Annotated in this window: 28 protein-coding genes and 1 tRNA gene; 19 read left to right on the top strand and 10 right to left on the bottom strand. The window is 60.4% G+C overall.

Annotated elements, in window-relative coordinates; genetic code table 11:
- Positions 1 to 3 precede the first annotated feature (3 nt).
- The 6 genes from V7747_RS01390 to V7747_RS01365 all read left to right on the top strand — a co-directional run bounded on the left by V7747_RS01390 (position 4) and on the right by V7747_RS01365 (position 3311).
- Positions 4 to 384, top strand: a complete 381-nt coding sequence (locus V7747_RS01390; protein WP_335614270.1) for a VVA0879 family protein — start codon at positions 4 to 6, stop codon at positions 382 to 384.
- A complete protein-coding gene (locus V7747_RS01385) occupies positions 381 to 617 on the top strand; it encodes a hypothetical protein (protein WP_335614269.1) in 237 nt (78 codons plus the stop codon). The genes V7747_RS01390 and V7747_RS01385 overlap by 4 nt, the downstream gene beginning before the upstream one ends.
- Complete coding sequence (locus V7747_RS01380; RefSeq protein WP_335614268.1) at positions 617 to 970, top strand: DUF4031 domain-containing protein; 354 nt, start codon at positions 617 to 619, stop codon at positions 968 to 970. Before V7747_RS01385 ends, V7747_RS01380 begins: the two co-directional genes overlap by 1 nt.
- Positions 970 to 1410 carry a hypothetical protein gene (locus V7747_RS01375; RefSeq protein ID WP_335614267.1) on the top strand — a complete coding sequence of 147 codons (441 nt, stop codon included), beginning with the start codon at positions 970 to 972 and terminating at the stop codon, positions 1408 to 1410. The genes V7747_RS01380 and V7747_RS01375 overlap by 1 nt, the downstream gene beginning before the upstream one ends.
- Entirely contained in the window at positions 1407 to 1631 is a 225-nt protein-coding gene (locus V7747_RS01370; RefSeq protein ID WP_335614266.1) for a hypothetical protein, read from the top strand. Before V7747_RS01375 ends, V7747_RS01370 begins: the two co-directional genes overlap by 4 nt.
- A 120-nt stretch (positions 1632 to 1751) precedes the next feature.
- Complete coding sequence (locus V7747_RS01365; RefSeq protein WP_335614265.1) at positions 1752 to 3311, top strand: recombinase family protein; 1560 nt, start codon at positions 1752 to 1754, stop codon at positions 3309 to 3311.
- On the opposite strand, the gene V7747_RS01360 is transcribed toward V7747_RS01365, so the two are convergent.
- Positions 3290 to 3366: transfer RNA gene (locus tag V7747_RS01360), tRNA-Met, on the bottom strand. The genes V7747_RS01365 and V7747_RS01360 overlap by 22 nt on opposite strands.
- A 385-nt stretch (positions 3367 to 3751) precedes the next feature.
- On the opposite strand from V7747_RS01360, the gene V7747_RS01355 reads away from it, so the two are divergent.
- Entirely contained in the window at positions 3752 to 4798 is a 1047-nt protein-coding gene (locus tag V7747_RS01355; RefSeq protein WP_335614264.1) for a GGDEF domain-containing protein, read from the top strand.
- A gap of 46 nt (positions 4799 to 4844) precedes the next feature.
- Complete coding sequence (gene dinB, locus V7747_RS01350) at positions 4845 to 5897, top strand: DNA polymerase IV (RefSeq protein ID WP_335614263.1); 1053 nt, start codon at positions 4845 to 4847, stop codon at positions 5895 to 5897.
- Here the strand turns inward: dinB and V7747_RS01345 are convergent.
- Positions 5894 to 6337 (bottom strand): hypothetical protein, encoded by a 444-nt coding sequence (locus V7747_RS01345; protein WP_335614262.1) that lies wholly within the window; start codon positions 6335 to 6337, stop codon positions 5894 to 5896. The genes dinB and V7747_RS01345 overlap by 4 nt on opposite strands.
- A gap of 148 nt (positions 6338 to 6485) precedes the next feature.
- On the opposite strand from V7747_RS01345, the gene V7747_RS01340 reads away from it, so the two are divergent.
- Positions 6486 to 7268, top strand: a complete 783-nt coding sequence (locus tag V7747_RS01340; protein WP_335614261.1) for an SDR family oxidoreductase — start codon at positions 6486 to 6488, stop codon at positions 7266 to 7268.
- Positions 7269 to 7302: 34 nt separating this feature from the next.
- Here the strand turns inward: V7747_RS01340 and V7747_RS01335 are convergent, their stop codons facing one another.
- Both V7747_RS01335 and V7747_RS01330 read right to left on the bottom strand, forming a co-directional pair.
- A complete protein-coding gene (locus V7747_RS01335; protein ID WP_335614260.1) occupies positions 7303 to 7743 on the bottom strand; it encodes a DUF2489 domain-containing protein in 441 nt (146 codons plus the stop codon).
- Positions 7744 to 7748: 5 nt separating this feature from the next.
- Positions 7749 to 8219 (bottom strand): LEA type 2 family protein, encoded by a 471-nt coding sequence (locus tag V7747_RS01330; protein ID WP_335614259.1) that lies wholly within the window; start codon positions 8217 to 8219, stop codon positions 7749 to 7751.
- A gap of 104 nt (positions 8220 to 8323) precedes the next feature.
- Between V7747_RS01330 and V7747_RS01325 the strand changes: the two genes are divergently transcribed.
- Positions 8324 to 8869, top strand: a complete 546-nt coding sequence (locus V7747_RS01325; RefSeq protein ID WP_335614258.1) for a hypothetical protein — start codon at positions 8324 to 8326, stop codon at positions 8867 to 8869.
- A 12-nt stretch (positions 8870 to 8881) separates the two neighbouring features.
- On the opposite strand, the gene V7747_RS01320 is transcribed toward V7747_RS01325, so the two are convergent.
- Together V7747_RS01320 and V7747_RS01315 are read right to left on the bottom strand one after the other, a co-directional pair.
- Positions 8882 to 9352 carry a YchJ family protein gene (locus V7747_RS01320; RefSeq protein ID WP_442909167.1) on the bottom strand — a complete coding sequence of 157 codons (471 nt, stop codon included), beginning with the start codon at positions 9350 to 9352 and terminating at the stop codon, positions 8882 to 8884.
- 11 nt (positions 9353 to 9363) lie between these two features.
- On the bottom strand, positions 9364 to 9855 hold the full coding sequence (locus V7747_RS01315) for a DUF6231 family protein (RefSeq protein WP_335614256.1): 492 nt from the start codon (positions 9853 to 9855) through the stop codon (positions 9364 to 9366).
- A gap of 128 nt (positions 9856 to 9983) precedes the next feature.
- On the opposite strand from V7747_RS01315, the gene dinG reads away from it, so the two are divergent.
- The 4 genes from dinG to V7747_RS01295 all read left to right on the top strand — a co-directional run bounded on the left by dinG (position 9984) and on the right by V7747_RS01295 (position 15032).
- Positions 9984 to 12119: an ATP-dependent DNA helicase DinG gene (dinG, locus tag V7747_RS01310; protein WP_335614255.1), complete on the top strand. Its 2136-nt coding sequence runs from the start codon at positions 9984 to 9986 to the stop codon at positions 12117 to 12119.
- A gap of 114 nt (positions 12120 to 12233) precedes the next feature.
- Complete coding sequence (locus tag V7747_RS01305) at positions 12234 to 13406, top strand: serine hydrolase domain-containing protein (protein ID WP_335614254.1); 1173 nt, start codon at positions 12234 to 12236, stop codon at positions 13404 to 13406.
- An 80-nt stretch (positions 13407 to 13486) separates the two neighbouring features.
- A complete protein-coding gene (gene pdxH / locus V7747_RS01300) occupies positions 13487 to 14128 on the top strand; it encodes a pyridoxamine 5'-phosphate oxidase (protein WP_335614253.1) in 642 nt (213 codons plus the stop codon).
- Positions 14129 to 14204: 76 nt separating this feature from the next.
- Complete coding sequence (locus tag V7747_RS01295) at positions 14205 to 15032, top strand: SDR family oxidoreductase (RefSeq protein WP_335614252.1); 828 nt, start codon at positions 14205 to 14207, stop codon at positions 15030 to 15032.
- On the opposite strand, the gene V7747_RS01290 is transcribed toward V7747_RS01295, so the two are convergent.
- A complete protein-coding gene (locus V7747_RS01290) occupies positions 15007 to 16251 on the bottom strand; it encodes a TIGR03862 family flavoprotein (RefSeq protein WP_335614251.1) in 1245 nt (414 codons plus the stop codon). The two genes, V7747_RS01295 and V7747_RS01290, sit on opposite strands and share 26 nt — an antisense overlap.
- A 44-nt stretch (positions 16252 to 16295) precedes the next feature.
- Positions 16296 to 17216 carry a histone deacetylase family protein gene (locus V7747_RS01285; RefSeq protein WP_335614250.1) on the bottom strand — a complete coding sequence of 307 codons (921 nt, stop codon included), beginning with the start codon at positions 17214 to 17216 and terminating at the stop codon, positions 16296 to 16298.
- A 208-nt stretch (positions 17217 to 17424) separates the two neighbouring features.
- On the opposite strand from V7747_RS01285, the gene tesB reads away from it, so the two are divergent.
- The gene (gene tesB / locus V7747_RS01280) at positions 17425 to 18288 is read left to right on the top strand and encodes an acyl-CoA thioesterase II (RefSeq protein ID WP_335614249.1); all 864 of its coding nucleotides are present in this window, start codon (positions 17425 to 17427) and stop codon (positions 18286 to 18288) included.
- Positions 18285 to 18869, top strand: coding sequence for an HAD family hydrolase (locus V7747_RS01275; RefSeq protein WP_335614472.1), 585 nt, complete (start codon positions 18285 to 18287; stop codon positions 18867 to 18869). The genes tesB and V7747_RS01275 overlap by 4 nt, the downstream gene beginning before the upstream one ends.
- A 7-nt stretch (positions 18870 to 18876) precedes the next feature.
- Here the strand turns inward: V7747_RS01275 and nadC are convergent, their stop codons facing one another.
- Together nadC and V7747_RS01265 are read right to left on the bottom strand one after the other, a co-directional pair.
- The gene (gene nadC, locus V7747_RS01270; protein ID WP_335614248.1) at positions 18877 to 19734 is read right to left on the bottom strand and encodes a carboxylating nicotinate-nucleotide diphosphorylase; all 858 of its coding nucleotides are present in this window, start codon (positions 19732 to 19734) and stop codon (positions 18877 to 18879) included.
- 116 nt (positions 19735 to 19850) lie between these two features.
- Positions 19851 to 21215, bottom strand: coding sequence for an alanine/glycine:cation symporter family protein (locus tag V7747_RS01265; RefSeq protein WP_335614247.1), 1365 nt, complete (start codon positions 21213 to 21215; stop codon positions 19851 to 19853).
- Between the two features lie 347 nt (positions 21216 to 21562).
- Here V7747_RS01265 and V7747_RS01260 point away from each other — a divergent pair, with 347 nt between their 5' ends.
- The 3 genes from V7747_RS01260 to ampE all read left to right on the top strand — a co-directional run bounded on the left by V7747_RS01260 (position 21563) and on the right by ampE (position 25399).
- Complete coding sequence (locus tag V7747_RS01260; protein ID WP_335614246.1) at positions 21563 to 23935, top strand: DUF1631 domain-containing protein; 2373 nt, start codon at positions 21563 to 21565, stop codon at positions 23933 to 23935.
- A gap of 69 nt (positions 23936 to 24004) precedes the next feature.
- Positions 24005 to 24565: a 1,6-anhydro-N-acetylmuramyl-L-alanine amidase AmpD gene (gene ampD / locus V7747_RS01255; protein WP_335614245.1), complete on the top strand. Its 561-nt coding sequence runs from the start codon at positions 24005 to 24007 to the stop codon at positions 24563 to 24565.
- Between the two features lie 12 nt (positions 24566 to 24577).
- A complete protein-coding gene (gene ampE, locus V7747_RS01250; protein ID WP_335614244.1) occupies positions 24578 to 25399 on the top strand; it encodes a regulatory signaling modulator protein AmpE in 822 nt (273 codons plus the stop codon).
- Positions 25400 to 25548: the final 149 nt, after the last annotated feature.

Genomic DNA, 25548 nt, shown 5'->3' with positions numbered 1-25548 from the left:
GGCATGATGCTTACCATGACGCTAGAAGAGGTGCGCAATGCAGCTAAGGCACAATCGCCTTCATCGGTAGAGGTAGTTTACAAGTGCCCGATGTGTGGAACGCTGCAAAGCGGCAATGATTTGATCGCGGCCGGAGCGGGTGAAGATTACGAGGCAGTGAGTAAGTACGCTGGTTTTTCCTGCGTTGGCCGATTCACCGGCAAGGGTGGCCCTTCTAAAGAGAAAGGCAAGAATCACGGCTGTAACTGGACGCTGGGCGGTCTTTTCCAGATGCATGAGTTCGAAGTGGTCACTCCCGACGGAAACCGTCACCCACTGTTCGAACTGGCCAGCAAGGATGAAGCCGAGGCGCATAGGCTAGCCCACAAAGGTGCCAAACCATGATCACCCAAATCGGCATTACCCTATTCAGCCTGATCGCCATCTACCTCACACAGGACAAACGCCGAGATAGCCGCCGCTGGGCCAGTGTCTTCGGCCTGATCAGCCAGCCTTTCTGGTTCTACGCCTCGGTCACCGCTGAGCAGTGGGGGATCTTTACCCTGTCGCTGCTGTACACCGCCGTCTGGGCCAAGGGCTTTTACACCCACTGGATCGCACAACCGGAGGTGGTCTGATGGCTGTCTACGTCGACAATATGAAGGCCCGTTTCGGACGATTGATCATGTGCCACATGATCGCTGACACCGAGGAGGAACTGCACCAGATGGCAGATGCGATCGGTGTCAGCCGTCGTTGGTGGCAATCCCCGGAGTCAACCAGCGGCAGTCATTACGATATCGCCCTTTCAAAGCGGGCGTTGGCGGTCAAAGCCGGCGCAAAGGAAGTGACGCTCCGGGAGTGCGGATGCATGAATTTACATCGCAAGGTCCACGGTCACTTATGCGCCCCGGAGGTGGCCGTCGCTTGGGCCAGGGAGCGGTTCAAGCTGAAGCCTCTCGATCTTTACACTAATTCGGAGGTGGTCTGATGCCCTTGCCATATCAAGACGCCAAGGCCGGTACCCGCGCCTTCGACGATATCCAGAAAACGCTGGATCACTTCGGTTGCGATCGCTTCGGATCAATGCAGGACAAAGGCCGGCAGGAAACCATCGTGCAGTTCAGCTATCAGGGCCGCGATGTGCTGATGAAGGTCAGCTGGGGTGGATACGCCAGCCTCTGGCTCAAGGAGAACCCCTGGTCATCACGCCGGCAACTGGACAAAGACGGCTGGAACAAGAAGGCCATGGACGTTGCCCAGGGCGCGGTTTGCTCGCTGCTGCGCGACTGGATCAAGGCACAGGTCACCGCCGTGGCCTGCGGCGTGCGTACCTTCGAGGAGGCATTCATGCCAGACCTGATGCTGCCCAACGGCCAGCGCCTGATCGAGGTGGTGCACAACCAGAAGATGCTGGAGCGCAAGCCATGATGGTGGATCCGGGCGTGAAGCCCATCAAGCAGCAAATGTTCGAGCTCGAAGCACAGACCTGGCTGAAGAAAGGCTACAACAACGCCGCCGGCATCGAGCAGCTGCGCGAGCTGCTGAAAGAGAAGGGCCGTTCGCAGGCCAACATCACCAACCTGGTGGATGAAATGCGCCGGCAGTGGGCGCGCCGGCGTGAGTGGATGACCGACGGTGGCTCTGGATGAAAAGCAAAGCAGCTATCATGTCCCGACTTACTCCGGGCCAGATCCAGTTGCTGTCGCTACTCGCAGACGTAGCGGTCGATCGCTGGCTGGCCCAAACGGCCAACCAGAGCGATAGAAATAATGAGAGCAACAATCTACGCGCGGTACAGCTCCGACAAGCAGAGCGAAACCTCCCTCAGTGACCAGGTCGCCATCTGCCAGCAACACGCCCAGCGTGAAGACTGGCTGGTGGTGGCAACCCATACCGACACCGCAATTTCCGGATCCAGTCAGGTCAGCAGCCGCCCAGGGGGCAAAGGGCTGTTGGCCGATGCGCTGGCCGGCCGCTTCGATATCCTGATTCTGGAATCACTCGATCGCCTGTCACGCGACCAGGTCGAGCAGGAATCCATCGTCCGCCGATTCGAGCACCGCGGGATCCGCATCGTGTGTGTGTCCGATGGCTACGATTCCCAGCATTCCGGCCGCAAGGTGATGCGCGGCGTGCGTGGCCTGATCAACGAGCTCTATCTCGACGACCTGCGCCACAAAACCCAGCGCGGCCTGCACGGCCAGGTTGACCGCGGCTACATTGCCGGCGGCAAGTCCTACGGGTACGACATCGTCAAGGATGACCACGGCAGCCGCTATGTGATCAACGAGCTCGAGGCGCACTGGGTACGCTGGATCTTCGCCCAGGTGATCAAAGGCAGGCCATACCGGCAGATCGTGTACGAGCTCAACGAGAAGGGTGTCCAGTCGCCCAGGGGTAACAGCTGGGCGGTTTCGACGCTGTACGGCAGCCCAGTCAAAGGATCCGGCCTGGTTAACAACACTCTGTACATAGGCAACTACATCTGGAACCGATCGCAGTGGATCAAGGATCCCGACACCGGCAAGCGGCAGCGCATCGATCGGCCACGGCACGAGTGGCGCGAGAGCAATCTCCCGGATCTGCGCATCATCGACGACATCACCTGGGCCAAGGCCCGCGCCCGTATAGATGAAGGCAGAGCGGCAAACGGCCACAAGCAATCCAAGCGGCCACCCTCGGCATTGCTCAGCGGGATCCTGCGCTGCCCTCATTGTGAAGGGCCGCTCACATCGTTCGGCAGCACCCGTTATGGCTGCTCACGTGGCCATGATCGCGGCGCCACTGTCTGCAAGGGCTTCACTGTTGGCCGTGCTCGAGCAGAAAAGCGCCTGCTCGGCGCAATACGTTCAGAGCTATTGTCAGACGACGCCGCACAGCTGTTCGAGATCCTGGTAGCCGAACGCCTTGAGGCCGCCAGAGAGACAGACCCGACCAGCTCCCTGGCAGACCGCCGTGACGAGATCCAGGCAGAGATCGACAGGCTGGTAGATGCGATCGCCCGGCTGGGCATGTCAGCCCCGATCGAACAGCGGATCCGCCACGCGGAGCGCGAGCTGCGCACCATCGAGAACGAGATCGCCCACCAGGAAGCAGCAGACGCACCAATGATCGACGTGCGCAGCACATTCAAAGCTCTGCTGATGAATCTGGGCACAGCGCTAGAGTCCAGCCCGCGGGAAGCGAGAAAGGCTGCAGGTGACATTCTGGGAAGGGTCGATATCGAACTGAAAGGCCGCGAAGTATGGGCCCAGATAGCAAGAGGCCCCGCCCTGCAAATAGCAGTCGGGGCCTCGGGCTGTAATGATGGTTGCGGGGGCAGGATTTGAACCTACGACCTTCGGGTTATGAGCCCGACGAGCTACCAGACTGCTCCACCCCGCGTCAGAGGTGGCCATTCTACTGGCAGAAAGTTTTCTGTCAAGCGATTGAAGAGAAAAGATTTTTTTATTGACGGCTGGCGTCTGTTTTATCGGTCGGGAGGTGGCAAAAGGGATCAGGTTTATTTGACGTCATAATGACATCATTGCGGATTTGACTTACTCTGCCCTTTGGGCAAAATCGCTGTCTTGCAGTTGAGACGCAGAATAATAAAACGGCCAAAGCCGTATCGCAGAACAGGTAAACAGCTCACGTGGAAACGACACAGCCTACGTATCAGATATCAGCATGGCGTGGTGAGTTCTCTGATCCTCACACTGAACAGGCCTATCGTCAGCACACGGAGGCGTCGACCGCGCGCAACCTGCGCAGAGGTCTGGTTGTCTGGATGGTACTGCTACTGCTTTTTGGGTTGCTGGACTATCCGGCACTGGGGATGAGTGTTGAACTGGGCATTCTTGCCGGTTTGCGCTTGGCCACAGTCGCAGCGCTGCTGGTGCTGGCGTTAAAGCTCAAACGCAAGCCCTCACTGGCAAGTGATGGTTATGCCGTTACTGCGATCGAGATCTTTGGGTTTGTGCTCTTCTTCTTTCTTTATTTTATCCGTCACGACATTGTCAGCTGGGTTATCGGCGTGGCCGCGATGATGATTCTCAGCTTGTACGTCTTTATCCCCAATCGGGTCTACCTGTCCACGGCAACCGCGGCTTTTGGCATCAGCGGCATGATGTACTCCGTCTGGTTGAATGGCTTTGGCGCCGCTGAACTCACAGGACTGTTTTTTATTCTTGGGTTGCCGACGGTGGTGGGCTTTTTCTTCACGTTGCGGCTGCAAGCGGGACAGCGGCAGCAGTACGCGCTATACCAGCAGGTCACCTCCATCAATCGCAATCTGCAGAACGAGATAAAGCGCCGCGAAGCGCTGGAGGAAGAACTCAAACGCCAGGCCACCACGGATCCCTTGACCGGCCTGTTCAACCGTCGCCAGTATGAAATGCTGTTCAACCGTGAGCGCGAGCGTTGCAGCCGGCAGCACAAGTACATCTGTCTCTGCGTCGCGGACCTGGATCACTTCAAGCGAATCAACGATACCTACGGGCACGACATAGGCGATCTGGCGTTGCGGCACACCGCCGACCTGTTCAGCAACCTGTTGCGCCAGTCGGATGTGGTGGGGCGTTTTGGCGGCGAGGAGTTTGTACTGATTCTGCCCGATACCGATCTTGAACAGGCGGTAGCGGTGATCAGTCGCCTGCGGCAGGAGCTGGAGATCACGCCGCTGCCGTCTGCGGCGGGGGATATCAAATTGACTGCGACTTTTGGTGTGACTCAGGTGTTCACAGGAGACGAGACTATTGAGGCAGTCATCAAGCGCGCCGATCAGGGTCTTTATGAGGGCAAGGGTGCAGGCCGGAATCGGGTTATGACCGCCTGATCGGTTACACTGGCAGCCTCCCTGTTGCGAGCTGGTGCAGTGTGCTGTGCGCAAGATTATCCATGTCGATTGTGATTGCTTCTACGCCGCCATAGAAATGCGCGACGACCCCCGTCTGCGCGGCCGCCCTCTGGCGGTTGGCGGTGATCCCGGCAAGCGCGGGGTAATCTCTACCTGCAACTATGAGGCTCGCGCCTACGGCGTGCATTCAGCCATGGCCTCTGCCTACGCCAAACGCTTGTGCCCGGACCTTTTGATCGTGCCGGGGCGGATGTCGGTCTACCGAGAAGTGTCGGCGGCGATTCAGGCGATTTTTGCCGACTACACCGAACTCATTCAACCGCTGTCGCTGGATGAGGCCTACCTTGATGTCACTGATGCAGAGGCCTGCCGCGGCAGCGCGACGCTGATCGCCAAGGAAATTCGTCAGCGTGTGCAGGCCACTCAGGGTATAACCGTGTCTGCCGGGGTCGCGCCAAACAAGTTTCTCGCCAAAATCGCCAGCGACTGGAACAAACCCGACGGTCTCAAGGTGATTCTGCCGCACGAGGTAGAAGCCTTTGTGCGTGATTTACCGGTCACCAAGCTGCACGGTGTAGGTAAGGTCACGGCGGAGCGGCTGAAGCGCGTGGGCATTGATGTGTGCAGTGAGCTGCGGCCGTGGCGCAAGCAGGACCTGGCGCGCGAGTTTGGCAGTTTTGGCGAGCGGTTGTGGCAGCTGGCCCGCGGCATCGATGACCGGCCAGTGGTTGTGGAAAGCAAACGCCAGTCGGTCAGTGTGGAGCATACCTACGAGCACGATCTGCCGGACCTGGACGCCTGTCTGGCGGCATTACCGCCGCTGCTCGACAAGTTGGCCGAGCGGCTAGGGCGGCTGGACAGCGTCTATCGGGTGAGCAAACCCTTCATTAAACTCAAGTTTCACGACTTTACCCAGACCACCCTGGAGCAGGCGGGCGCGCCGGTTACGCCGGAGGGGTATGCTGAGCTGTGCAGGCAGGCCTACGCTCGCGGCGGTCGCGCGGTGCGGCTGATCGGCGTGGGAGTACGCCTGGATAACGCACACTCGCCCATGGGGGAGCAGCTGGCGCTGTTTTAGCTGTTGTTCTGCTGGCGCGCGCAGGCAGGACACAGGTGGTTCTCACCCTGCGGCTGCCAGCCCAGCTCGGCAATGCGTGTGACAGCTTTCTGCGTGCGTGCCGGCAGGTCATCGCGCTCTGCCGCCAGAAACTCGAAGGCCTGTTCGCGTGCGCATTGATCACAGGTAATCGACCAGCCCAGCACCGATTGGCCGCGCAGATCAGGACCTTTGGCGGTGGCAGTCCACTGACCGGCTGGATTGATCAGGTAGCGAACCTTGTCCACGGTCAGGCGCAGCGGCAGATCCCGACTACCCTTGACCGTGCAGATCAGCCGATCACCGGGTTGTACGCCGCCGCCCTGACCGGTGACCTGAAACAGGCCTGCGCCCAATGTGCGGCACTCGATCAGGGTGTGAGAGGGGTTGAAGGCAGTGCGTCTGAAGTCGTGCTCGGCCATGGCAGGGGTCCAGGTTGGTAAAGGCGCGCATGATAACACCTGTGTGGGGCGGCATATCACCCGGATCACTGATGGTCGGCCTGCACCCCTCGGGTGTCTATTATGCCCAGGTTGAATTGTCATCCATAACGACACAAGAGGATATTCCATGAGCGTCAAGCAACTGTTCGACATGACCGGCAAGGTCGCACTGATCACTGGTGGCACCAAGGGCCTGGGCCTGCAGATGGCGGAAGCCTTCGGCGAGCAGGGCGCCAAAGTGTTTATCAGTGCACGTAATGCGGCAGAAATCGACGCCGTGGTTGCCGAGCTGAAGTCCCAGGGTATCGAAGCTGCCGGTGTGGCCTGCGATCTGGGCAAATTGGACACCAATCCGGTAAAGACGCTGGTTGATGCTGCCGAAGCGGCCTTTGGCACCGTGGACGTGCTGGTCAACAACGCCGGTACCACTTGGGGTCAGCCGGCTGAAGAGCACAGCTATGAAGGTTGGCAGAAGGTGATGACGCTGAACGTGGATGTCTGCTTCCTGGTTGCTCAGGAAGTCGCGCGTCGTTTCATGATTCCGCGCCAGTCCGGCAAGATTATCAACATTGCCTCGATTGCCGGCTTCAAGGGTAATCGCGCCAATTCCGGCATTCACACAGTTGCATACAACACCTCCAAGGCGGCTGCGATCAACCTGACGCGCGCGCTGGCCGGCGAGTGGGGGCCTTACAATATCAACGTCAACGCCATCTGCCCCGGTTACTTCCCGACCAAGCTGGCCAAAGGTCTGGAGAAGGTCACCGAGCTGATCAAGCAGGGCACGCCGCTGGGTCGCATTGGCGGTGAAGAGGACATCAAGGGCGCGGCCGTGTTCCTCGCCAGCGAGGCGTCACGCCACGTTAGTGGTCAGGCATTGGCCGTCGATGGTGGTAACTCGGTAGTCTGAAGCAGGCCGGGCGGCGCAATGCCGCCCGTGTCATTCAGTGCAGGCCGTCAGCCAGTTGGCGTGAGGCTTGTTGTACCTGTTGCTGATGGTCACGCTCGATGGTGTCCATCAGGCGCAAATGCAGTTTTCGCTCTGCTGCGCTTAGCTGCTTCCAGGCCTCGTGGGTGGGGATGTGGGCAGTCTGATCGTAGACCTCCGTAAATATGTCCAGCGACAGACCTTCGCGACGCGGCCCCGCATAATTATCCAGCAGCACCTTCAGGCGAATCGAGCCTTCGATCATCGGCACTTGGCCGTTGACCAGGCTTTGCGCAATGAACTGGATGTCGCCAGCCAGCCGAGCGTTACGCTGATCCTGCTGGGCCTGTTGGTCGGCACGCTGACGCCATACGCGGCGCCAGAGGTACCAGGCATAACCGGCCAGGGCGGCGATAATGAGCAGGCCGCCAAGCAGCAGCCAGTGATATAGGTGCATAGGTGTCAGAAACTCAGTTGCGAGGGATCCAGCGTCCCTTCTTCTTTCAGATTGATGTTGGGCGCAAGGAACAGCCCGGTGCTGATATGGCCTTCAATGCGGTAGCTAACGGACTGCTGCTTTTCTACCAGCTTGACCAGGTCGGCAAGATGCCGCCAGAGGTTTGAGCGTACTTCCAGTTCAAATGTTTCCGAGCCATAGGCCGGTACGTCAAAGACATTGTTGCTGACGCCTGTGGCCAAGCGCATGTCGTTCAGATAAACCTTGTACTGCATGCCGCGAATCGGCAGCGACTTGCTGTTGGGGTTATCGACCCGCAGCTGCAGACGGAAAGACTGCTCCCACAGATTGGACTTGAGCATTTCTACGTTGGCCAGACTGACATCCGGTTTGCTGTAAGACGGCATGAACATGGCACAACCGTGCAGCAGCAGGCAGGACATCAGCACCAGCGATCCCAGCACACGCGACTTCATTGTCTCCCCCCTCCGCGATCGATACAGGCTGACTTATATGTGGAGTTGTCGATCAGCTTGCCTCGGACCATACTAACCCTAATTGACGTACAGGGAGTGACAAGATGGCCCGTTTCGAGATTGTTTTTCAAGGACAGGTGCAACCGGGTGTGCCCCAAGAGCAGGCGCACGCGCGCATTGGCCAACTTTTTCAGTTGGCGGGCGAGCAGCTGGATATGCTGTTTTCCGGGCGCCGTATTGTGATCAAGCAGGGCCTGGATGAGGCGGCGGCGGCCAAGTACCGTGCGGCCATCGAACGGGCTGGCGCGCTTTGCAGTATCGAGTTGATGGAGCCTGCGCAGACGGCGCCTGCCAGCACTGCGCAGCCAGCAACAGAACCCGCACCCACACCTGCTGCCGCAGCCAAGGGGGCAGGCAAGGTAGTGCCACGTGACGAATACATGGCTGCCTTTGTCGACGTAGAAGCGCCCGACTTCGATATTGCCCCATTGGGTGCGGATATGCAGGACGACTACGAGGCGCCTGTACCGCTACCGATTGATCTCAGTGCACTGAGCCTGGCACCGGTGGGCAGTGATATGGGTGAGCTGAAACGCGATCTGCCAGAGGTGGTACCCAATACCGACCACCTCAAATTGCAGGATGACTGACGGCGCAACCGCCTAGGGCGCGCAGCATTGCTTGAACTTGCGCCCCGACCCGCACGGGCAGGGCTCGTTACGGCCAGCCCGGATCGGGTGGTTGGGATCCACAAAGTACCAGCGCTCGCCAATGCGTTTGAAGTCCGAACATTCCCGGTGACTTTGCTGGCTGCCATCGGGGTCGGCCCAGCGCGCCACAAAGGTGACCTGGGCACGGTCGCTGCCGGCGCCGTCTGCCACCTGCTCAACGCTCAAGCTCAGCCACTGACTCTGCTCGCTCCACAGGCGCATCTGCTCGATTTCCAGCAGCGCTTGCTGGGCGGGCAGAGTGGTGCCGACCAGGTAGTCAATCAAGCCCAGGGTGTAAGCACTATAGCGTGAGCGCATCAGGCGTTCGGCGCTTTCTGCGGACTTGCCATGGTGCAATGGCTGGCAGCAGTCGGCGTAGCTCTGGGCGCGGCCGCAGGGGCAAGCGTCCTGGGCGCTGATCATCTTGTGCATGCTTACCACCAGTACTTGTCGAACATCTCGGGGTTGGCCCAGTACTTGGAATTGAGCCAATCCGGTACCTGTTTGTAGTCCGCCAAATCATAGGTATAGAGCGACAGGGTGCGATTGTCATCAGTGTCGGTGAAGCTGGCGCGCCGTTGCAGGGCGAGGGCGAAAAAATCGTTTTCCTGCCAGTCGGCTGCCTGCACCAGATCAACCAGTACCGCCAGCCGGCTGGCCGACAGGTTGCGCAGGCCGGCGAGCAGTTCAATGCCGGTGCGTTGTGGCAAATGCTCCAGCTGGTCGGCAATGATCGCCAGATCATAGCGCTGGTTGGCCACCTCCGCTTGCAGGGGAGCCTGATCGCTGGTGACCAACTGGGTAGCCGGGTGGGCAGCGCAGTAAGCCTCTATCGCGGGAACCCTTGATTGGCTGACGCAGAGCAGACGGGCAGGCTGATAATGCTCAAGAATACTCAGCAGGGTGGCGTTGGGGGTAGCCGTCATGGGGCTCCTCGGGTGGGCGGGCAAATGATCAGCCGGAGGCTAGAGCGAGTTGCCGGCGGATGCAAGCCTGATGGCAGTCGGTTGCCGGACGGTTCAATGTTATCATCGCCGGCTAGCCCGGAGCCCGCATGCTGAACGATGAACTCAAAGGCCAGATTCAAACGGCCTACCGCACCTTTCTCGAGAACAAATCCCTCAAGCCGCGCTACGGCCAGCGGGTGATGATTGCCGAGGTGGCCAAGCTGTTTGGCGGCGTCAAGCTGGATGACGACGGCCATCGCGATGGCGACCCGGCGGTCGCGGTCATCGAGGCGGGCACCGGTACCGGCAAGACCGTGGCCTACTGTCTGGCGGCCATTCCGATTGCCAAGCATCTGGGCAAGCCGTTGGTGATCTCCACCGCCACGGTCGCGCTGCAGGAGCAGATCGTACTCAAGGATCTGCCCGATATTCAACGCAACGCCGGACTGCAATTCGGCTTCTCGCTGGCCAAGGGGCGGGGACGCTATGTGTGTCTGTCCAAACTCGATAACCTGCTGCGGGAAAACCAGTCGATGGCCGACCAGCAGCAGATCTTTGCCGACGACGGCTTCAAGCTGGATGTCGATGAGGCCGGCCTCAAGCTCTATACCCGCATGGTTGAAGCTCTGGGCGGCAACAAGTGGGACGGCGAGCGCGATTCCTGGCCTGAAGCGCTGGAGGATCAGGACTGGTCACGCCTGACCACCGATCACATTCAGTGCAGCAACCGCCGCTGCGGGCACTTTCAGCAATGTGTGTTCTACAAGGCGCGTGAAGGTGTGCAAAAGGTGGATGTGATTGTGACCAATCACGATCTGGTACTGGCCGATCTGGCACTGGGCGGTGGCGCCATTCTGCCCGACCCGCGCGATTGCCTGTACATCTTCGACGAAGCGCACCACCTGCCCGACAAGGCGATTTCGCACTTTGCCCACAATACCCGTCTGCACGCGACCGCCGACTGGCTGGAGCAACTCGACAAGAATCTGAGCAAGCTGCTGGCCCAGCATCCGTTGCCCGGTGAACTGGGCCGGGTGCTGGAAAAAGTGCCGTTGGAGGCGCGTGAACTGAAGCCGCATCAGCAGTTCATGCAGCAGGCGATGGGTGATGTCGCGGATTTCTCCAGCGCAGAAGACCTGCGCGGCAATGTGCGCCCCCAGCACCGCTTTGAGCATGGTGTAGTGCCGGAAGAGCTGGTCGAGATGGGGCTGGAGCTCAAGGCCGGGTTTGGCCGCATCACCGATTTGCTGCAGCGCATGGTCGACATGCTGAAAGAGGCGATGGATGGCGAGGCAACCGTAGGCGTCTCGGAGTCCCAGGCTGAGGAGTGGTATCCGCTGTTTGGTGCCTTGCTGGCGCGCGCGGAAGCCAACTGGACGCTATGGACCCAGTTCTGTTTGCAGGATCCGGAGGGCAGGCCGCCGACGGCGCGCTGGCTGACCCTGACCGAGACGAATGACATTGAAGTCCACGTGAGCCCGATACTCGCCGCCGATACCTTGCGCCAGTACCTCTGGCACAGCGCCTTTGCTGCGTTGGCTACCTCTGCCACACTGACCGCGCTGGGCAAGTTCGACCGTTTCAGCCATCGTGCCGGCCTGCCGAAAAGCGCCGTGTGTACCCTGGCACCGAGCCCCTTCAAGCACGCTGAAGCCGGACTATTGCACGTGCCAAACCACGGCGCCGATCCGCGTGACAGTGCCGGCCACACGGCGGCCATTACCGAGCACCTGCCCGAGATTCTGGCCGACGAGCGCGGCAGCCTGGTGCTCTATTCCTCGCGCAAGCAGATGCTTGAGGTGTATTCCGGTCTGCCGGCGGCCTTCCGCGAGCGCGTGCTGGTGCAGGGCGACCTGTCCAAGCAGGAACTGATTCGCCAGCATCGCAGCGCGGTGGATGATGGCAAGCAGAGTGTGATTTTTGGTCTGGCCAGCTTTGCCGAGGGTGTGGATCTGCCCGGCAAGTACTGCGAGCACGTGGTGATCGCCAAGATCCCCTTTGCCGTACCCGATGACCCGGTCGAAGCAGCGCTGGCTGAATGGATCGAAAAGAACGGCGGCAACCCGTTCATGGAGATTGCCGTGCCGGACGCCAGCCTGCGGCTGATTCAAGCCTGCGGACGATTGCTGCGGACCGAGCAGGATACCGGCACCATCACCGTTTTGGACCGCCGCCTGGTTACTCAGCGCTATGGCAAGGCGATCCTCAGGGCACTGCCGCCGTTCCGCCAGCAGATCGACTGAGTGTCATCAGTCTGCTCGATACTGCTCTGACGCAGCGCCTTATGGTCGCTGCTTTCCATGGCGGCACAGGATTAAATGGCAATACAACAAGACACTGACCCAAGGACCATTTCCATGAGCAACGTGCAGGGCTACTTTGATCCCCGCTTCGAGCGGGTACGCGACATTTTTGCCGAACAGCAGCAGGACGAGCAGGCCCGCGGCGCCGCGCTTTGCGTCACTGTGGGTGGCGACACCGTGCTGGATCTCTGGCAGGGCGTAATGGATAAGGAAAACCAGCAGGTCTGGGAGCAGGACACCCTGGTCAATGTGTTCTCCTGTACCAAGCCGTTGGGCGCGGTGGCCTTATTGCAACAGGTCGCGGCCGGACAGATCGAGCTGGATACGCCGATTGCCGAGGTCTGGCCCGAGTTTGCCCAGGCTGGCAAGCAGCAGATCAGTCTGCGCCAGCTGCTCAGTCACCAGTCCGGCCTATCTGCCGTCGCCAAGCCCCTGCCACCGGAAGCGCTCTTCGACTGGGCCGCCATGAGCCAAGCCCTGGCCGAACAGGCGCCGTGGTGGCAGCCGGGCACGGCCCATGGCTACGCGCCGGTGACCTATGCCTGGCTGCTGGGTGAGCCGCTGGCGCGGCTGAGCGGTCAGCGGGCCGGCGGCTATATCCAGGAGCATATCTGCGCGCCTCTGGGTATGGACTTTCACGTTGGCGTGCCGGATCAGGATCTGGCACGCGTGGCGCATGTTTCGCGCCTGCGTAACCAATACGGCGACGAGGGCGCCCGCGCCCTGTTCGCCGCCATGGGGCAGCCTGAAGGGCTCACCGCCAAGGCGTTTGGCAACCCGGCCAGCATGATGACCAGTACCAATAAACGCGAATGGCAGCAGGCGGAGATCCTCTCCGCCAACGGCACCGGCAATGCGCGCTCGCTGGCGCGCTTCTGGCAGCTGCTGGCGCACGGCGGCGAACTGGACGGCGTCAAACTGCTGGACGCTGAGCTGGTTGCCCTGATGCAACAGGAACACAGCCAGGGCCAGGATCGCACCCTGCTTTGCCCCACGCGCTTCGGGCTGGGCGTGATGCTGGAGCAAAACACGCCCGGTGGTGGGTTCGGCATGGGTCCGCAGGCCTTTGGCCACCCGGGCGCGGGCGGCTCGTTGGGTTTTTGTGACCCCGAGGCAGGGGTTGGCTTTGGCTACGTTACCAACACCATGGGCCCCTACGTGCTGATGGACCCGCGCGCACTGGCCTTGAGCGAGTCGATTTATCAGTGCCTGCGCGAGCTGGACTGAACACTGCTGCAGATCAAGGTGTCTGTAACAGGGAATGCTAGGCTTGGCCTAGAGACGACTGGCCTGAAGGAGTGATGCTGATGAAACCGACCATTGCCGATCTGCGGCGTGATTACACCCGCGATGGGCTGACCGAAGCCCAGGCGCCGGACGAGCCGCACTTGCTGTTCGCTACCTGGTTTGCCCAGGCAGTGGAGATCGAAACCACCGAGGCCAACGCCATGATGCTGGCTACGGTGGATGAGCAGGGGCAGCCGCATGTGCGCACCCTGCTGCTCAAGGGCTTTGACGAGCGCGGCTTTGTGTTTTTCACCAACTACCAGAGCGCCAAGGGCGAGCAGTTGACGGCACAGCCCTTGGCGGCCATGACCTTCTGGTGGCATGACCTGGAGCGTCAGGTACGCATCGAAGGGCAGGTAGAAAAAGTCAGCGATGAAGAGTCCGATGTGTATTTTCACAGTCGTCCGGCGGGTAGCCGGCTGGGCGCCTGGGCGTCGCCGCAGAGTCAGGTGATTGCCGGTCGCGAGGTGTTGGAGCAGCGCTTGGCTGCGCTGGAAGTCCAGTACGCGGAAGAGCAACCGCCTCGTCCTCCGCACTGGGGCGGCTATCGGGTAGTGCCGCATCTGATTGAATTCTGGCAGGGCCGTGCCAGTCGTCTGCACGACCGTCTGCGCTATCGTTTGCAGGACGGTCATTGGCTGCGTGAGCGTCTGGCACCCTGAGCCCGTTTCTCAATGGGCTTGCCGCCATTCTCGGCTGCCTTTAGGCTGAGGTGAAAGCGGTTAACAAGGAGGCGCTATGGGCCGGCGAGTCTTTCAGCAGAAAGTGGTGGTGATTACCGGCGGCTGCGCTGGAATCGGACGGGCCCTGGCCCTGCGCTTTGCTCAGGCGGGCGCTCATATCGCCATACTGGATATTCACGACGAGTCGCTGGTTGCCTTCCGCCAGCAACTGGAAGACAAACTCAATGCCGATGTCATGGCCCTGCATTGCGATGTGTCCGACGACCAGCAGTGCGCAGAGGCCATCAGCCAGATCACCGAGCGCTTCGGTGGCATTGATCTGCTGATCAACAACGCCGGCATTACCCATCGCAGCAGCTTTGCCGATACCGACGCCGGGGTGTTTCAGCGGATCATGGCGGTGAACTACTTTGGCGCGCTAAATTGCACCCGTCACGCCTTGCCCAGTCTGCTGGCGCGTGGCGGGCAGGTGATCGTCCTCAGCTCTCTGTCCGGCTTTGCGCCCTTGCTCTACCGCAGCGCCTACAACGCCAGCAAGCATGCGTTGCATGGCCTGTTCGAGACCCTGCGCATGGAGGTGCGCGAGCAGGGCGTCAACGTGATGCTGGTGACCCCTGGCTTTACCGCCACGGATATTCGCAAAAACGCGTTGGTGGGTGATGGTTCGATCAATCAGGGAACGGTTAATCTGCCGTTCAAGGTTGCCTCGCCAGCCGATGTCGCAGACGCCATCTACCAGGGTGCGTGCAAGCGCAAGCGCCTGTTGGTGCTGTCGAACGTCGACTGGCAGGCTCGGCTGATAGCACGTTTGTTTCCCCGGCTGTTCGAACGCTGGATGGTGCCGCGCCTGTCGGGCGTCAAGCCGGCGCGAGCCAGCGAATAACCCCCTCGCCGGCGCGCTTGCCGCTGGCAAAGCAGGCGGTGAGCAGATAGCCGCCGGTAGGGGCTTCCCAGTTCAGCATTTCGCCGGCGCAGAAGGTCCCCGGTCGCGCTCTTAGCATCAGATCATTCGTCAGCGCCGCCTGTTCAACGCCGCCGGCGCTGCTGATCGCCTGATCCAGTGGGCGGGTGGCATGCAGAGTGACAGGCAACTGCTTGATCGCTTTGGCCAGATCGCCTGGCGTAGACAGCTGGCTTTTCTCGAAACGCTCATGCAGCAGCGCCACCTTCACCGCATCCAGCCCCGCCTTCTTGCGTAGCATCGAGGATAATGATTGACCCTTGCGGGTATCTGTCAGTGCAGCAGCAAGCTGCGCTTCGCTGCGGTCGGGCGCGAGGTCCAGTGTCAGTGATGCCTTACCTTGGGTTTGCAATTGCTCGCGCAGCGGTGCGGACAGCGCATAGATCAGGCTACCCTCCAGTCCATCACGGGTGACGACGCATTCGCCGCGTCGGCTGATCGGCTGGTTGTCTGTATCGGCGAGGCTGGCGATCACCGGCTTCAGCGGTTGGCCGGCAAAGCGTTCGCTCAGATAGGGACTCCAGTTGCAGATAAAGCCGCAATTGCTGGGCGCCAGATCGCGCACCCCCACGCCCTTGTCGCGCAGATGACTTACCCAAGCGCCGTCGGAACCCAGCCGTTGCCAGCTGCCGCCGCCCAGCGCCAGCACGCAGGCCTTTGGGTGCATTTTAAATTCACCGTCAGGTCCTTGCAGGCGTAGCGCGCCGTCGTCGCTCCAGCCCAGCCAGCGGTGCCGGGTGTGCAAGTGTACGCCAGCTTCACGCAAGCGTTTCAGCCAGGCGCGTAATAGCGGCGCGGCTTTCATATCGGTAGGGAATACACGGCCGGAACTGCCCACGAAGGTGTCGATGCCCAACCCGTGAATCCAGTTTCGCAGGCTGTCGGCATCCAGTTCGGTAAGCCAATCACTGACCCAGGGGGCCGCCTCGCGGTAACGTGCGGTAAACGCGGGCTTGGCTTCCGAGTGCGTGATGTTCATGCCGCCGACCCCGGCCAGCAGAAACTTGCGTCCGACCGAGGGCATGGCATCGAACAGGTCCACACGGTAACCGGCATTGGCGACGCTTTCTGCGGCCATCAGGCCGGCCGGGCCGCCGCCGATTACGGCGATGCTGTCGGTATACGGCGTCTGCTGGCTCAAGTCTTCGCCCCCGGTGGCAAGTGGATCATCGCAAGCCGCGCAGTTTACCCCAAAGCACGAGCCTGCCATATCTGCGCGGCACTGTGGTGCAATATGCCGTGGCGCTTGGCCAAGGCATCACGGTCCTTTTCGTAGCCGCCGCCGATAACGGCGCATACCGGAATATCGCGTGCCAGGCAGGTGTTGATCACCTGGCTGTCACGGGCGGCAATACCGGCATCGCTCAATGAAAGATGGCCGAGCGCGTCGGCAGCGTGCACATCGACGCCGGCGTCATAGAGCACCAGGTCAGGCTGATACAGCGGCAGCAGATAATCCAGGGTGTCTGCCACTACCTTCAAATAACCGGTATCGCCCAATTGGCGGGGCAGCGGGATATCCCAATCGCTGTGCGCCTTGCGGACTGGAAAGTTGTTCTCGCAGTGCACTGAGACGGTGATGATATCGCTATCGTCTTCCAGAATGCGCGCGGTGCCGTCGCCTTGGTGTACGTCGCAGTCGAAGATGAGCACGCGCTGCGCTTTGCCGGTCGCCAGCAGGTAACGGCTGGTGATGGCCAGGTCGTTGAAGATGCAAAAACCTGAGGCAAAGTCGTAGTGCGCGTGGTGGGTGCCCCCGGCCAGGTGGCAGGCCAGGCCGTGTTGCAGTGCCAGTTCGGCGGTCAGCAGGGTGCCGCCGACTGCGCGTTTGGTTCGAGCCACCAGGTGCTCGCTCCAGGGTAGGCCCATGCGGCGCTGCCCGGCAGCGTCCAGTTCGTTGTTGCAGAAACGCGAGACATAGTCGGCATCATGCGCGAGCAGCAAGAGTTCGTCGCTGGCGGCGTCCGGCTGGTGCAGGTTTTGGGCATGCAATAGGCGTGTGGCGCTAAGGTGATCGTGCAGGCGCACAAACTTGTCCATCGGAAAGCGGTGCGGTGCCGGGAAAGCAAAGCTGTAGTCGGGGTGATAAACCAGCGGCAGATCCACCTGTGCTCCCCTTACTGTCGCAAAGGCTTTGAGTATGCTGGAGTGGCCGCTGTGGGAACAAGTCTCACCGGTGAATCAAGCGGACGCTGAACTGCTAACTTGGGACAATCCGGGTTAAACTTGCCGACATTCCGGCAGCGACCAGGCTCGCTGTCACTGGATTGAAGTATTGCGACAGCCGTGGTCGCGCCGATTGTGAGGAAGGAATATGAGCCAATTGCTGGATGATCTGGTTGACCTGCTGGCGCTGGAAAAAATCGAAGAAAACCTGTTCCGCGGCCGTAGCCAAGATCTGGGCTTCAAGCAGCTGTTTGGCGGTCAGGTGCTGGGGCAGTCGCTCTCCGCTGCCAGCCAGACGGTCGATACTGAGCGCCATGTGCACTCGGTACACGGCTACTTTCTGCGTCCGGGCGACGCCACCCACCCCATCGTTTATCAGGTGGATCCCCTGCGCGATGGCGGCAGCTTTACTACCCGGCGTGTGCAGGCCATTCAGAAAGGCAAGCCGATCTTTACCATGATCTGCTCGTTCCAGGGTGATGAAGAGGGCTACGACCATCAGGCACAGATGCCGGATGTCCCCGGCCCGGAAGACCTGCCCAACGAGACCGAATGGACGCGCAAGTACCAGCACCTGATCCATGAAAAGGTGCGCGACAAGGTGCTGTGCGGCAAGCCGATCGAGATTCGCCCGGTGGGCGAGTTCAACCCCTTTGAACCCAAGGTGTCCGAGCCGGTGCGTTACATGTGGTATCGCGCTGACGGCCAGCTGCCGGACGACCCGCAGGTGCACCGTTACCTGCTGGCCTATGCTTCGGACTTCCATCTGTTGGGCACCGCTATGCAACCGCATGCGATCTCCAGTTGGTCGACCAAGCTGCAGGTGGCCAGCCTGGACCATGCGCTCTGGTATCACCGCCCCCTGCGGATGGACGATTGGCTGCTGTACGCAATGGACAGCCCCTCGGCGGCTGGCTCACGTGGTATGTCTCGCGGCCAGATCTTCAACCGGGCCGGCGAGTTGGTGGCCTCGGTGGCGCAGGAATCGCTGATGCGCAAGGTCAAGAGCTGAGCATGCGTGAGCTGCAGGGCTGGGTATTCGATCTCGATGGCACGCTAACGCTGGCACAACATGATTTTCCGGCGATTCGGCGTGAGCTGGGCGTGCCGGCCGAGGCGGATATTCTTACTTATATGGCCGCGTTGCCTGATTCGGAGCGCCTGGCCATGAAGGCCGAGCTGGACATGATCGAGCTACGTCTGGCAGCACAGGTAGAAGCCGCGCCCGGTGCGGTTGAATTGATCCGCCATCTGCATGAACGTGGGCTGCGTCTGGGTATTCTCACGCGCAACTTGCAGGCGGTCGCGCAATCGACCCTGGTGCACCTGGGGATACTCGAGTGTTTCGCTGCCGAGGATGTGCTGGGCCGCGAAGAGGCTGCACCCAAGCCGCAGCCTGAAGGTATACAACTTCTGCTTGAGCGCTGGGGCTTGCTGCCGGCGCAGGCCGTTATGGTTGGGGATTTTCGTTTTGATCTGGAGGCGGGCAGGGCGGCGGGTAGCCGCACCTGCCTGGTACACGCCGATAATCTGTGGCCTGAGCTGGCTGACTGGCACGTAGCCGATTGTCGGCGTCTGCTGGCGCTGTGCTAAGGCGCTTTCAGCCGGCCTGATAGCGTAGGCGCATGGACAGGTCCACCGCCTTTACGTCCTTGGTCAGGCTGCCGATGGAAATGTAATCCACACCGGTTTCCGCCACGCTGCGCAGGGTGGTCTCGTTGATGCCTCCAGAGGCCTCGAGCTTGGCCTTGCCGGCGGTCAGTTCGACCGCGGTGCGCATATCTTCCAGGCTGAGCTCGTCGAGCATGACGATGTCGGCACCCGCGGCCAGGGCCTGGCGTAGTTCATCCAGGCTTTCCACCTCCACTTCCACCGGCTTGCCCGGCGCAATCTGGTGCGCCTTGCTGATGGCCGCGGCGATACCACCGCAGGCGGCGATGTGGTTTTCCTTGATCAGAAAAGCATCGAACAGGCCGATGCGGTGGTTGTGGCAGCCGCCACAGGTCACCGCGTATTTTTGCGCCATGCGCAGCCCCGGCAGGGTCTTGCGCGTGTCCAGCAGTTTCACCGGGGTGTCTTTCACCATTTCAGCAAAGTGATGGCTGCGAGTGGCGGTGGCCGAGAGCGTCTGAATGAAATTGAGCATACAGCGTTCGGCGGTCAGCAAGCCGCGCGCCGGGCCTTTCAGGCGGCACAAGGTCTGGTCAGCGATCAGCTGGTCGCCATCGCTCACCAGCCACTCAATCTCGATGCTGGCGTCCACCTGCCGTACCACCTCGTTGGCCCAGGCGCGACCACAGAATACGGCTGGCTCGCGGGTGATGATGCTCGCCTCGGCGCGGTGCTCGGCGGGGATCAGGCTGGCGGTAATGTCGCCATCGCCAACGTCTTCGTTCAGGGCGCGACGCACATCGTCAACAATAACGGCTTGCAGGCTGTCGAGGGTGAGGTTCGGCATGGAGGCTCCAGCAGGTGTGACAGTCAATATGAATGGGCGCGAGTATACCCCACCGATAAAAAAATACCCGCCGGGTAGGCGGGTATTGCTGGTGCACAGATGTTGCTGCGCGGCCGTTACTTGTTCAGGTAGTTCGCCGGGTCCTTGAAGTAATCGCGGGTCAGGCGGAACACTACCGGGCTTAGCAGCAGTAGCGCGATCAGGTTGGGGATCGCCATCATGGCGTTCAAGGTATCAGCTACCAGCCATAGGCTGCCCAGGTCTATGCCAGGCAAGGTGCCCAGCGGGACCGCGATGATCCAGAGTACGCGGAAGGGTACATTGGAACGCTCGCCGAACAGGAACTGCGTGCACTTCTCGGAGTAGAAGCTCCAGCCGATGATGGTAGTGAAGGCAAAGACCGCCAGACCGATACTCACGATGTACTGCCCCCAGCCGCCGGGCAGACCCTGACTGAATGCCAGGGCCGACAGCGGTGCACCGTTCTCACCGCTCTGCCAGGCGCCTGTCACCATGATTACCAGGCCGGTAATCGAACAGATGATGATGGTGTCGATAAAGGTGCCGAGCATGGCGACGGTGCCCTGACGGATCGGGTTGTTGGTCTGTGCGGCAGCGTGGGCGATGGGTGCGCTGCCCAGGCCTGCTTCATTGGAGAAGACGCCGCGGGCAATACCAAAGCGCATGGCTGCCCACACAGTGGCACCGGCGAAACCACCGGCAGCGGCGGCGGGGTTGAAGGCGTAGTAAAGAATGTCGCCGAAGGCAGCCGGAATGCGGTCGAAGTGCATGATCAGAATGATCAGGCCGCCACCGACGTAAAACAGCGCCATGATCGGCACCAGTCGTCCAGCCACTTCACCAATCCGCTTGATGCCGCCCAGCAGCACCAGCGCAACCAGTACGGCAATGATGATGCCGGTCACCAGCGGTGGAATACCGAAACTACTGCTCAGCGCGTCAGCAACCGAGTTGGATTGGATGGTGTTGCCGATGCCGAAGCCAGCCAGCATGCCGAAGATGGCGAACAGGATGCCCAACCATTTCCATTTGGCGCCCAGGCCATTCTTGATGTAATACATGGGGCCACCGACGTGGTTGCCCAGGGCGTCCTTCTCGCGGAAACGCACTGCCAGTACCGCCTCGGCGAATTTGGTTGCCATGCCCACCAGGGCGATGACCCACATCCAGAAAAGCGCGCCGGGACCACCAAAGAAGATGGCGGTGGCCACGCCGGCGATATTACCTGTGCCGACGGTCGCGGAAAGGGCGGTCATCAGCGCGTTGAAAGGGCTGATATCGCCCTCTTCGGTGCTCTTGCGGCCACGCCAGAGCATGCTGAAACCATAGAAAAGCTTGCGTTGAGGTATGAGCTTGAGACCAAGCGTGAGGTAAAGGCCAGTACCTGCCAGCAAGGCGAGCATGGCCGGTCCCCAGACAATGCCATTGATATCGCCGATCAGGCTGATGAGTGCTTCCATTGACGCTGCTCCTGATTATCTTTTGTATTGATGTGCGGGGTGGCGCATCAGTGTTATGAGGGTGCCTTTTGGGCGGTCCGTTGTCAGGATATACCAGGATTGCCATTTACGGGGTAAGCAAAAAACCGTGAATGTGGGTCATGTTGGGAGCGTCGTTGGCTAAACTGAATATGAAGTGTGACGCGGTTCAATAAATCTCGCTGGTCGGGATGCGCGGCAATCGAAAAGCGGTATACTGAGGAAAATTTTTGACGCCAAATTAACGACACACGGAAGATAGCCCTTGTCAGCAGGATAAGCACCCCAGGCGTTGTGCGCGATAAGCCAAGCTTATCAGGAGAGGTAGCATGTCCCAGGACCCGAAGGTGGTCTCGATCAAACCGAATCTCGCCAGTCGCAGCGCTCAGGGCGTCGGTGCGGGCTCGTCATCGTTACCCTCGCCGTTGATCGCCGTGCGTGATCACATGCAACACTATCTGCACACCGCCTTCAACGTGTTGTTCGACAATGCAGACGACAACCTGTTCGAGATGGCTGATCGCGCGACAAGTAACGCGGAACAAACGCTGTTCTTTGAAGCCATGCGCACGGTGCGCCTGCAGCGTGGCACCATCCTGAAAAGCGTCGGCGCCAATCTGCAGCAGGCGACTGAGCAGATGAACGGCGAATCTCCCGCCACTCCCGCCTACTCCTCCTTTGAACTCGATAGTCTGACGCTGGTGCAGCCGGATGAGCTAGAGCAGTCGGTCGCGCTCGACGGCATGATCAGTCGTGTCAATAACCGTAATCAGCAGCCGTTGATGCACTTGGCCATGCGTACCAACAGCCTGGTCAAGAACCTGGTTGATGAGCGCAATAACCCACTCGCCCCTGCAGCGCTGGCAGACTATTTTGCTGATGCGCTCAAACCCTTGGCGTTGGAGATCAAGGTTCGACTGATCATCTTCAAGCTGTTTGAGCGATACGTTTTCAACGGCATCGACGCAGAGTATGAGGCGCTGAACACGCTGCTGATCAATGCCGGTGTGATGCCGGATTTGCGTCTTGCCCAAGTGACGCCACCACGTCGTCGAGTGCAGCCGGCGGGCGCCGGTAACGGCGCTGCACAGGACTCACGAGCTAATCCGCAGGGCGGTCCGGATCAGCAGGAAGTGCTGAGTATGTTCAGTGAGTTGATCGGCAATTGGCGACATGCCAGTGGCGATATGGCGCTGGCAGGCCTTTCCGGGAACACTGCGCGACCCATGCCCAGCAACGAGTTATTGCAGGTGCTGGCCGATATACCCTTGGATGAGATGTCCGGAACCACTGCGGACAGGCCGTCTGACATGCGTCAGCGCATTCAGCATGCCTTGCAGGCGCAGCGCCAGTCTGGTGGGGTGGGCGATCAAAAGGTTGTCGGTAGGGTGGATGATGATGTCATCAGCCTGGTGTCCATGTTGTTCGATTTCATTCTTGAAGACCCGGCGCTGCCGTCAGCGGTCAAGGTCATGATCGGGCGTTTGCAGCTGCCCATTCTGCGCGTGGCGATTGCCGACAAGAGCTTTTTTAGTCGAGGCGCACATCCGGCGCGCCGTCTGCTCAACGAACTCGCGCGGGCCACCATGGGCTGGAACGATCATGACGATCTGCGCCGGGATCAGCTGCATGGTCTGCTGGAAAATATAGTGGAGCGCTTGCTGGCCGTTAGCGAACCGCAGGATGTGCTGTTTGAAACGTTGCACGCTGAGCTGACGGATTTCCAGCGCAGCGAGCAGCGCCGCTCCGACCGGATCGAGCAGCGCACCCGCGATGCTGAAGAGGGGCGCGCGCGTATGCAGGCGGCGCGCACTCACGTTGCCAAGGCGGTCAACGGCTTGATGGTCGGCCGTACCCTGCCGGTTACTCTGGTGGATCTGCTGCGTGACGCTTGGAGTCAGGTGCTGCAGATGGTCTGTCTGCGCGAGGGGATTGATTCTACGGCCTGGGATCAGGCTATTCGTACGGCACAGCAGATGATCGACAGTGTGGAGCCGGTTCCTGCGGGTGAGTTGCAGTACCGCATCGATAGCAACGAGCAGGTGCTGCAAGCGCTGCGTGCCGGTCTTGAGCTGCTCGGTCTGGACGCCTCCGCAGTGGCCGTTCAGGTCGCGCGCCTCGCGCAGCCGCAAGCGCTGGTATTGGCCAAGGCACAGGCGGCGGCAGAGCAGCGGGTGCGCAAAGCGCAAGCTGCCCTGCGGCCTGCTGACTCGCCGTCGCGGCCTGCTCCTGAACAGCCGACCATCGCCGAACCGGCTGAGGTCTCTGCCGTTGCGCCTCAGCTTCAGGCGGCAATGGACGTGGTCGCTCCTGCTGTCGAGCCTATTGAACAGGTGCATGTAGAAGCTCCGGTGCTGCAGGCAGATGAGGAGGTTGAGCCTCTCGCCGAAACCGTTGATGATCTTCCCAGTGTCGGCGCCATGCGCTGGATAGAGAGTCTGCGTGCCGGCTGCTGGTTTCGGCTCGGTTCTACCGAAGGCCAGCCAGAGCAGCGCTGCAAGCTGGCCGCTATTATCAGTTTTAGCGGCAAATACATATTCGTAAATCGCGGTGGCATGAAAGTCGCCGAGTTCGGCAAAAATGAACTGGCGCATCATTTCGAGCAGGGGCTGATAACCCTGTTGGATGAAAACCAGTTATTTGATCGAGCGCTTGAATCGGTCATCGGCAACCTGCGCCGCTTGCAGTCAGCCAAGCCCTGAACAAAGGCGGATGCGCCACCGGTTAGCTCCTGTTAGCATAAGGTTTTGGCTGATGGGAGCGGCAGGGTCATGCGCCTGCAAGAGGGTTGGCTGGAGGGCGCACACATCTGCCGCTCCGCGCATTTCAATCCCCGACCGGAAGGGGATGTGGTTTCTCTGCTGGTTATTCATAACATCAGTTTGCCGCCCGGCGAGTTTGGGGGCGGTCACGTGCAACGTTTCTTCTGTGGTCAGTTGGACTCCTCCCTTCATCCCTACTTCGCTGAGATAGCCGAGCTGCGAGTTTCTGCGCACTTTCTTATCGAACGTGACGGGCATATCACCCAGTTTGTCAGCTGCGATGAACGTGCCTGGCACGCGGGCGCATCGCGCTACGCCGGGCGTGAGAACTGCAATGACTTTTCCATCGGTATCGAGCTTGAGGGCAGCGACACTACGCCTTACACCGACGCGCAGTACCTTGCTCTGCGTGATCTGACCCAGGCGTTGCAGCTTGCCTATCCGGCCATTACCCGGCACCGGATTACCGGGCACGAGTTCATCGCCCCGGGGCGCAAGACCGACCCTGGAGTGGCGTTCGAGTGGCGCCGCTATCTTTCCAGCTTGCTGGCTGCACCACTTACCCAATAGAAGGCACCGACAATGCGTTTTCTGATCCTGCTGATCACTGTTTTGCTCGTGCGCTTCACGCCATTGCGAGGAGGTATACATCCTGATCCCGTGGCAGCATGGGCTGGCTATAGCGCCAGGTTCGCCCAGCGCCGCCCCAGCTGGCAGGCGCTGCTGTGTCTGCTCTTGCCCTTAGTGCCGCTTGAGCTTGCTTTCTGGTTGTTGGTGGATGTGGCCAACGGCGTATTCGCCCTGTTGTTGGGGGTGTTGGTGCTGCTGTTGGGGTTGGGGAGCACCAAACTGGTTTACGCTGTCAGTCGGCGCTTCGATCAGGCTTGGGCGCGGGGGGATCGCGAGGCTGCAGCGTTGATTGCAGAGCATGATCTGGGGATCCAGGCGGTTGATGATGATGAGTTGCTCGCTCGAGTGCGCGGGCGGCTGCTGTGGGCAGCGCTTGCCGGCTATTTTGTGCCGGTTTTTTGGTTTTTACTGTTGGGCCCGATGGGGGCGCTGGGCTACCGTCTACTAAGATTGTTCGTAGATCGGTTGCCGGCGGACTCACAGAGCTATGCTGTCAGCCTGGTGCACGCTATGGAATGGTTGCCGGCCCGTTTGCTGGTCGCGAGTTTTGCCTTGGTAGGACACTTTGATCGAGTGTTCGAGTCGCTGAGTGGTGTTTGGAGTGACTGGGACAAGGCGCCTGAATCCTTGTTGATGACGGCAGCGGATGCCGCCTTGGCAGGGGGGGTAGAAACGGCGCCGGATTCGCCAGTGCTGGCTTCAACCCACCAGTTATTGGTGCGTGCGATGCTAGCTTGGGCGGTACCCGTGGCATTGTTAGCGTTACTGGGTTAGATTTTGCGCCAGCAGTAAAGTTGTCTCCGCTCTGGCCGATAGAATCAGCATGAGACATTGAGGCGCGACAACGCGTGTCCTCGAGTGCGGTAGCACACATAACAAAACACAGGCGTCTGAAAAGGGCGCCTGATAGGCCCCACCGCAGG

The sequence above is a fragment of the Halopseudomonas sp. genome (genome assembly GCF_036960865.1).
Taxonomy (GTDB): domain Bacteria; phylum Pseudomonadota; class Gammaproteobacteria; order Pseudomonadales; family Pseudomonadaceae; genus Halopseudomonas.
The sequence above is the reverse complement of the archived record's forward strand: the minus strand, read 5'-3'. Positions and strand labels throughout refer to the sequence as shown.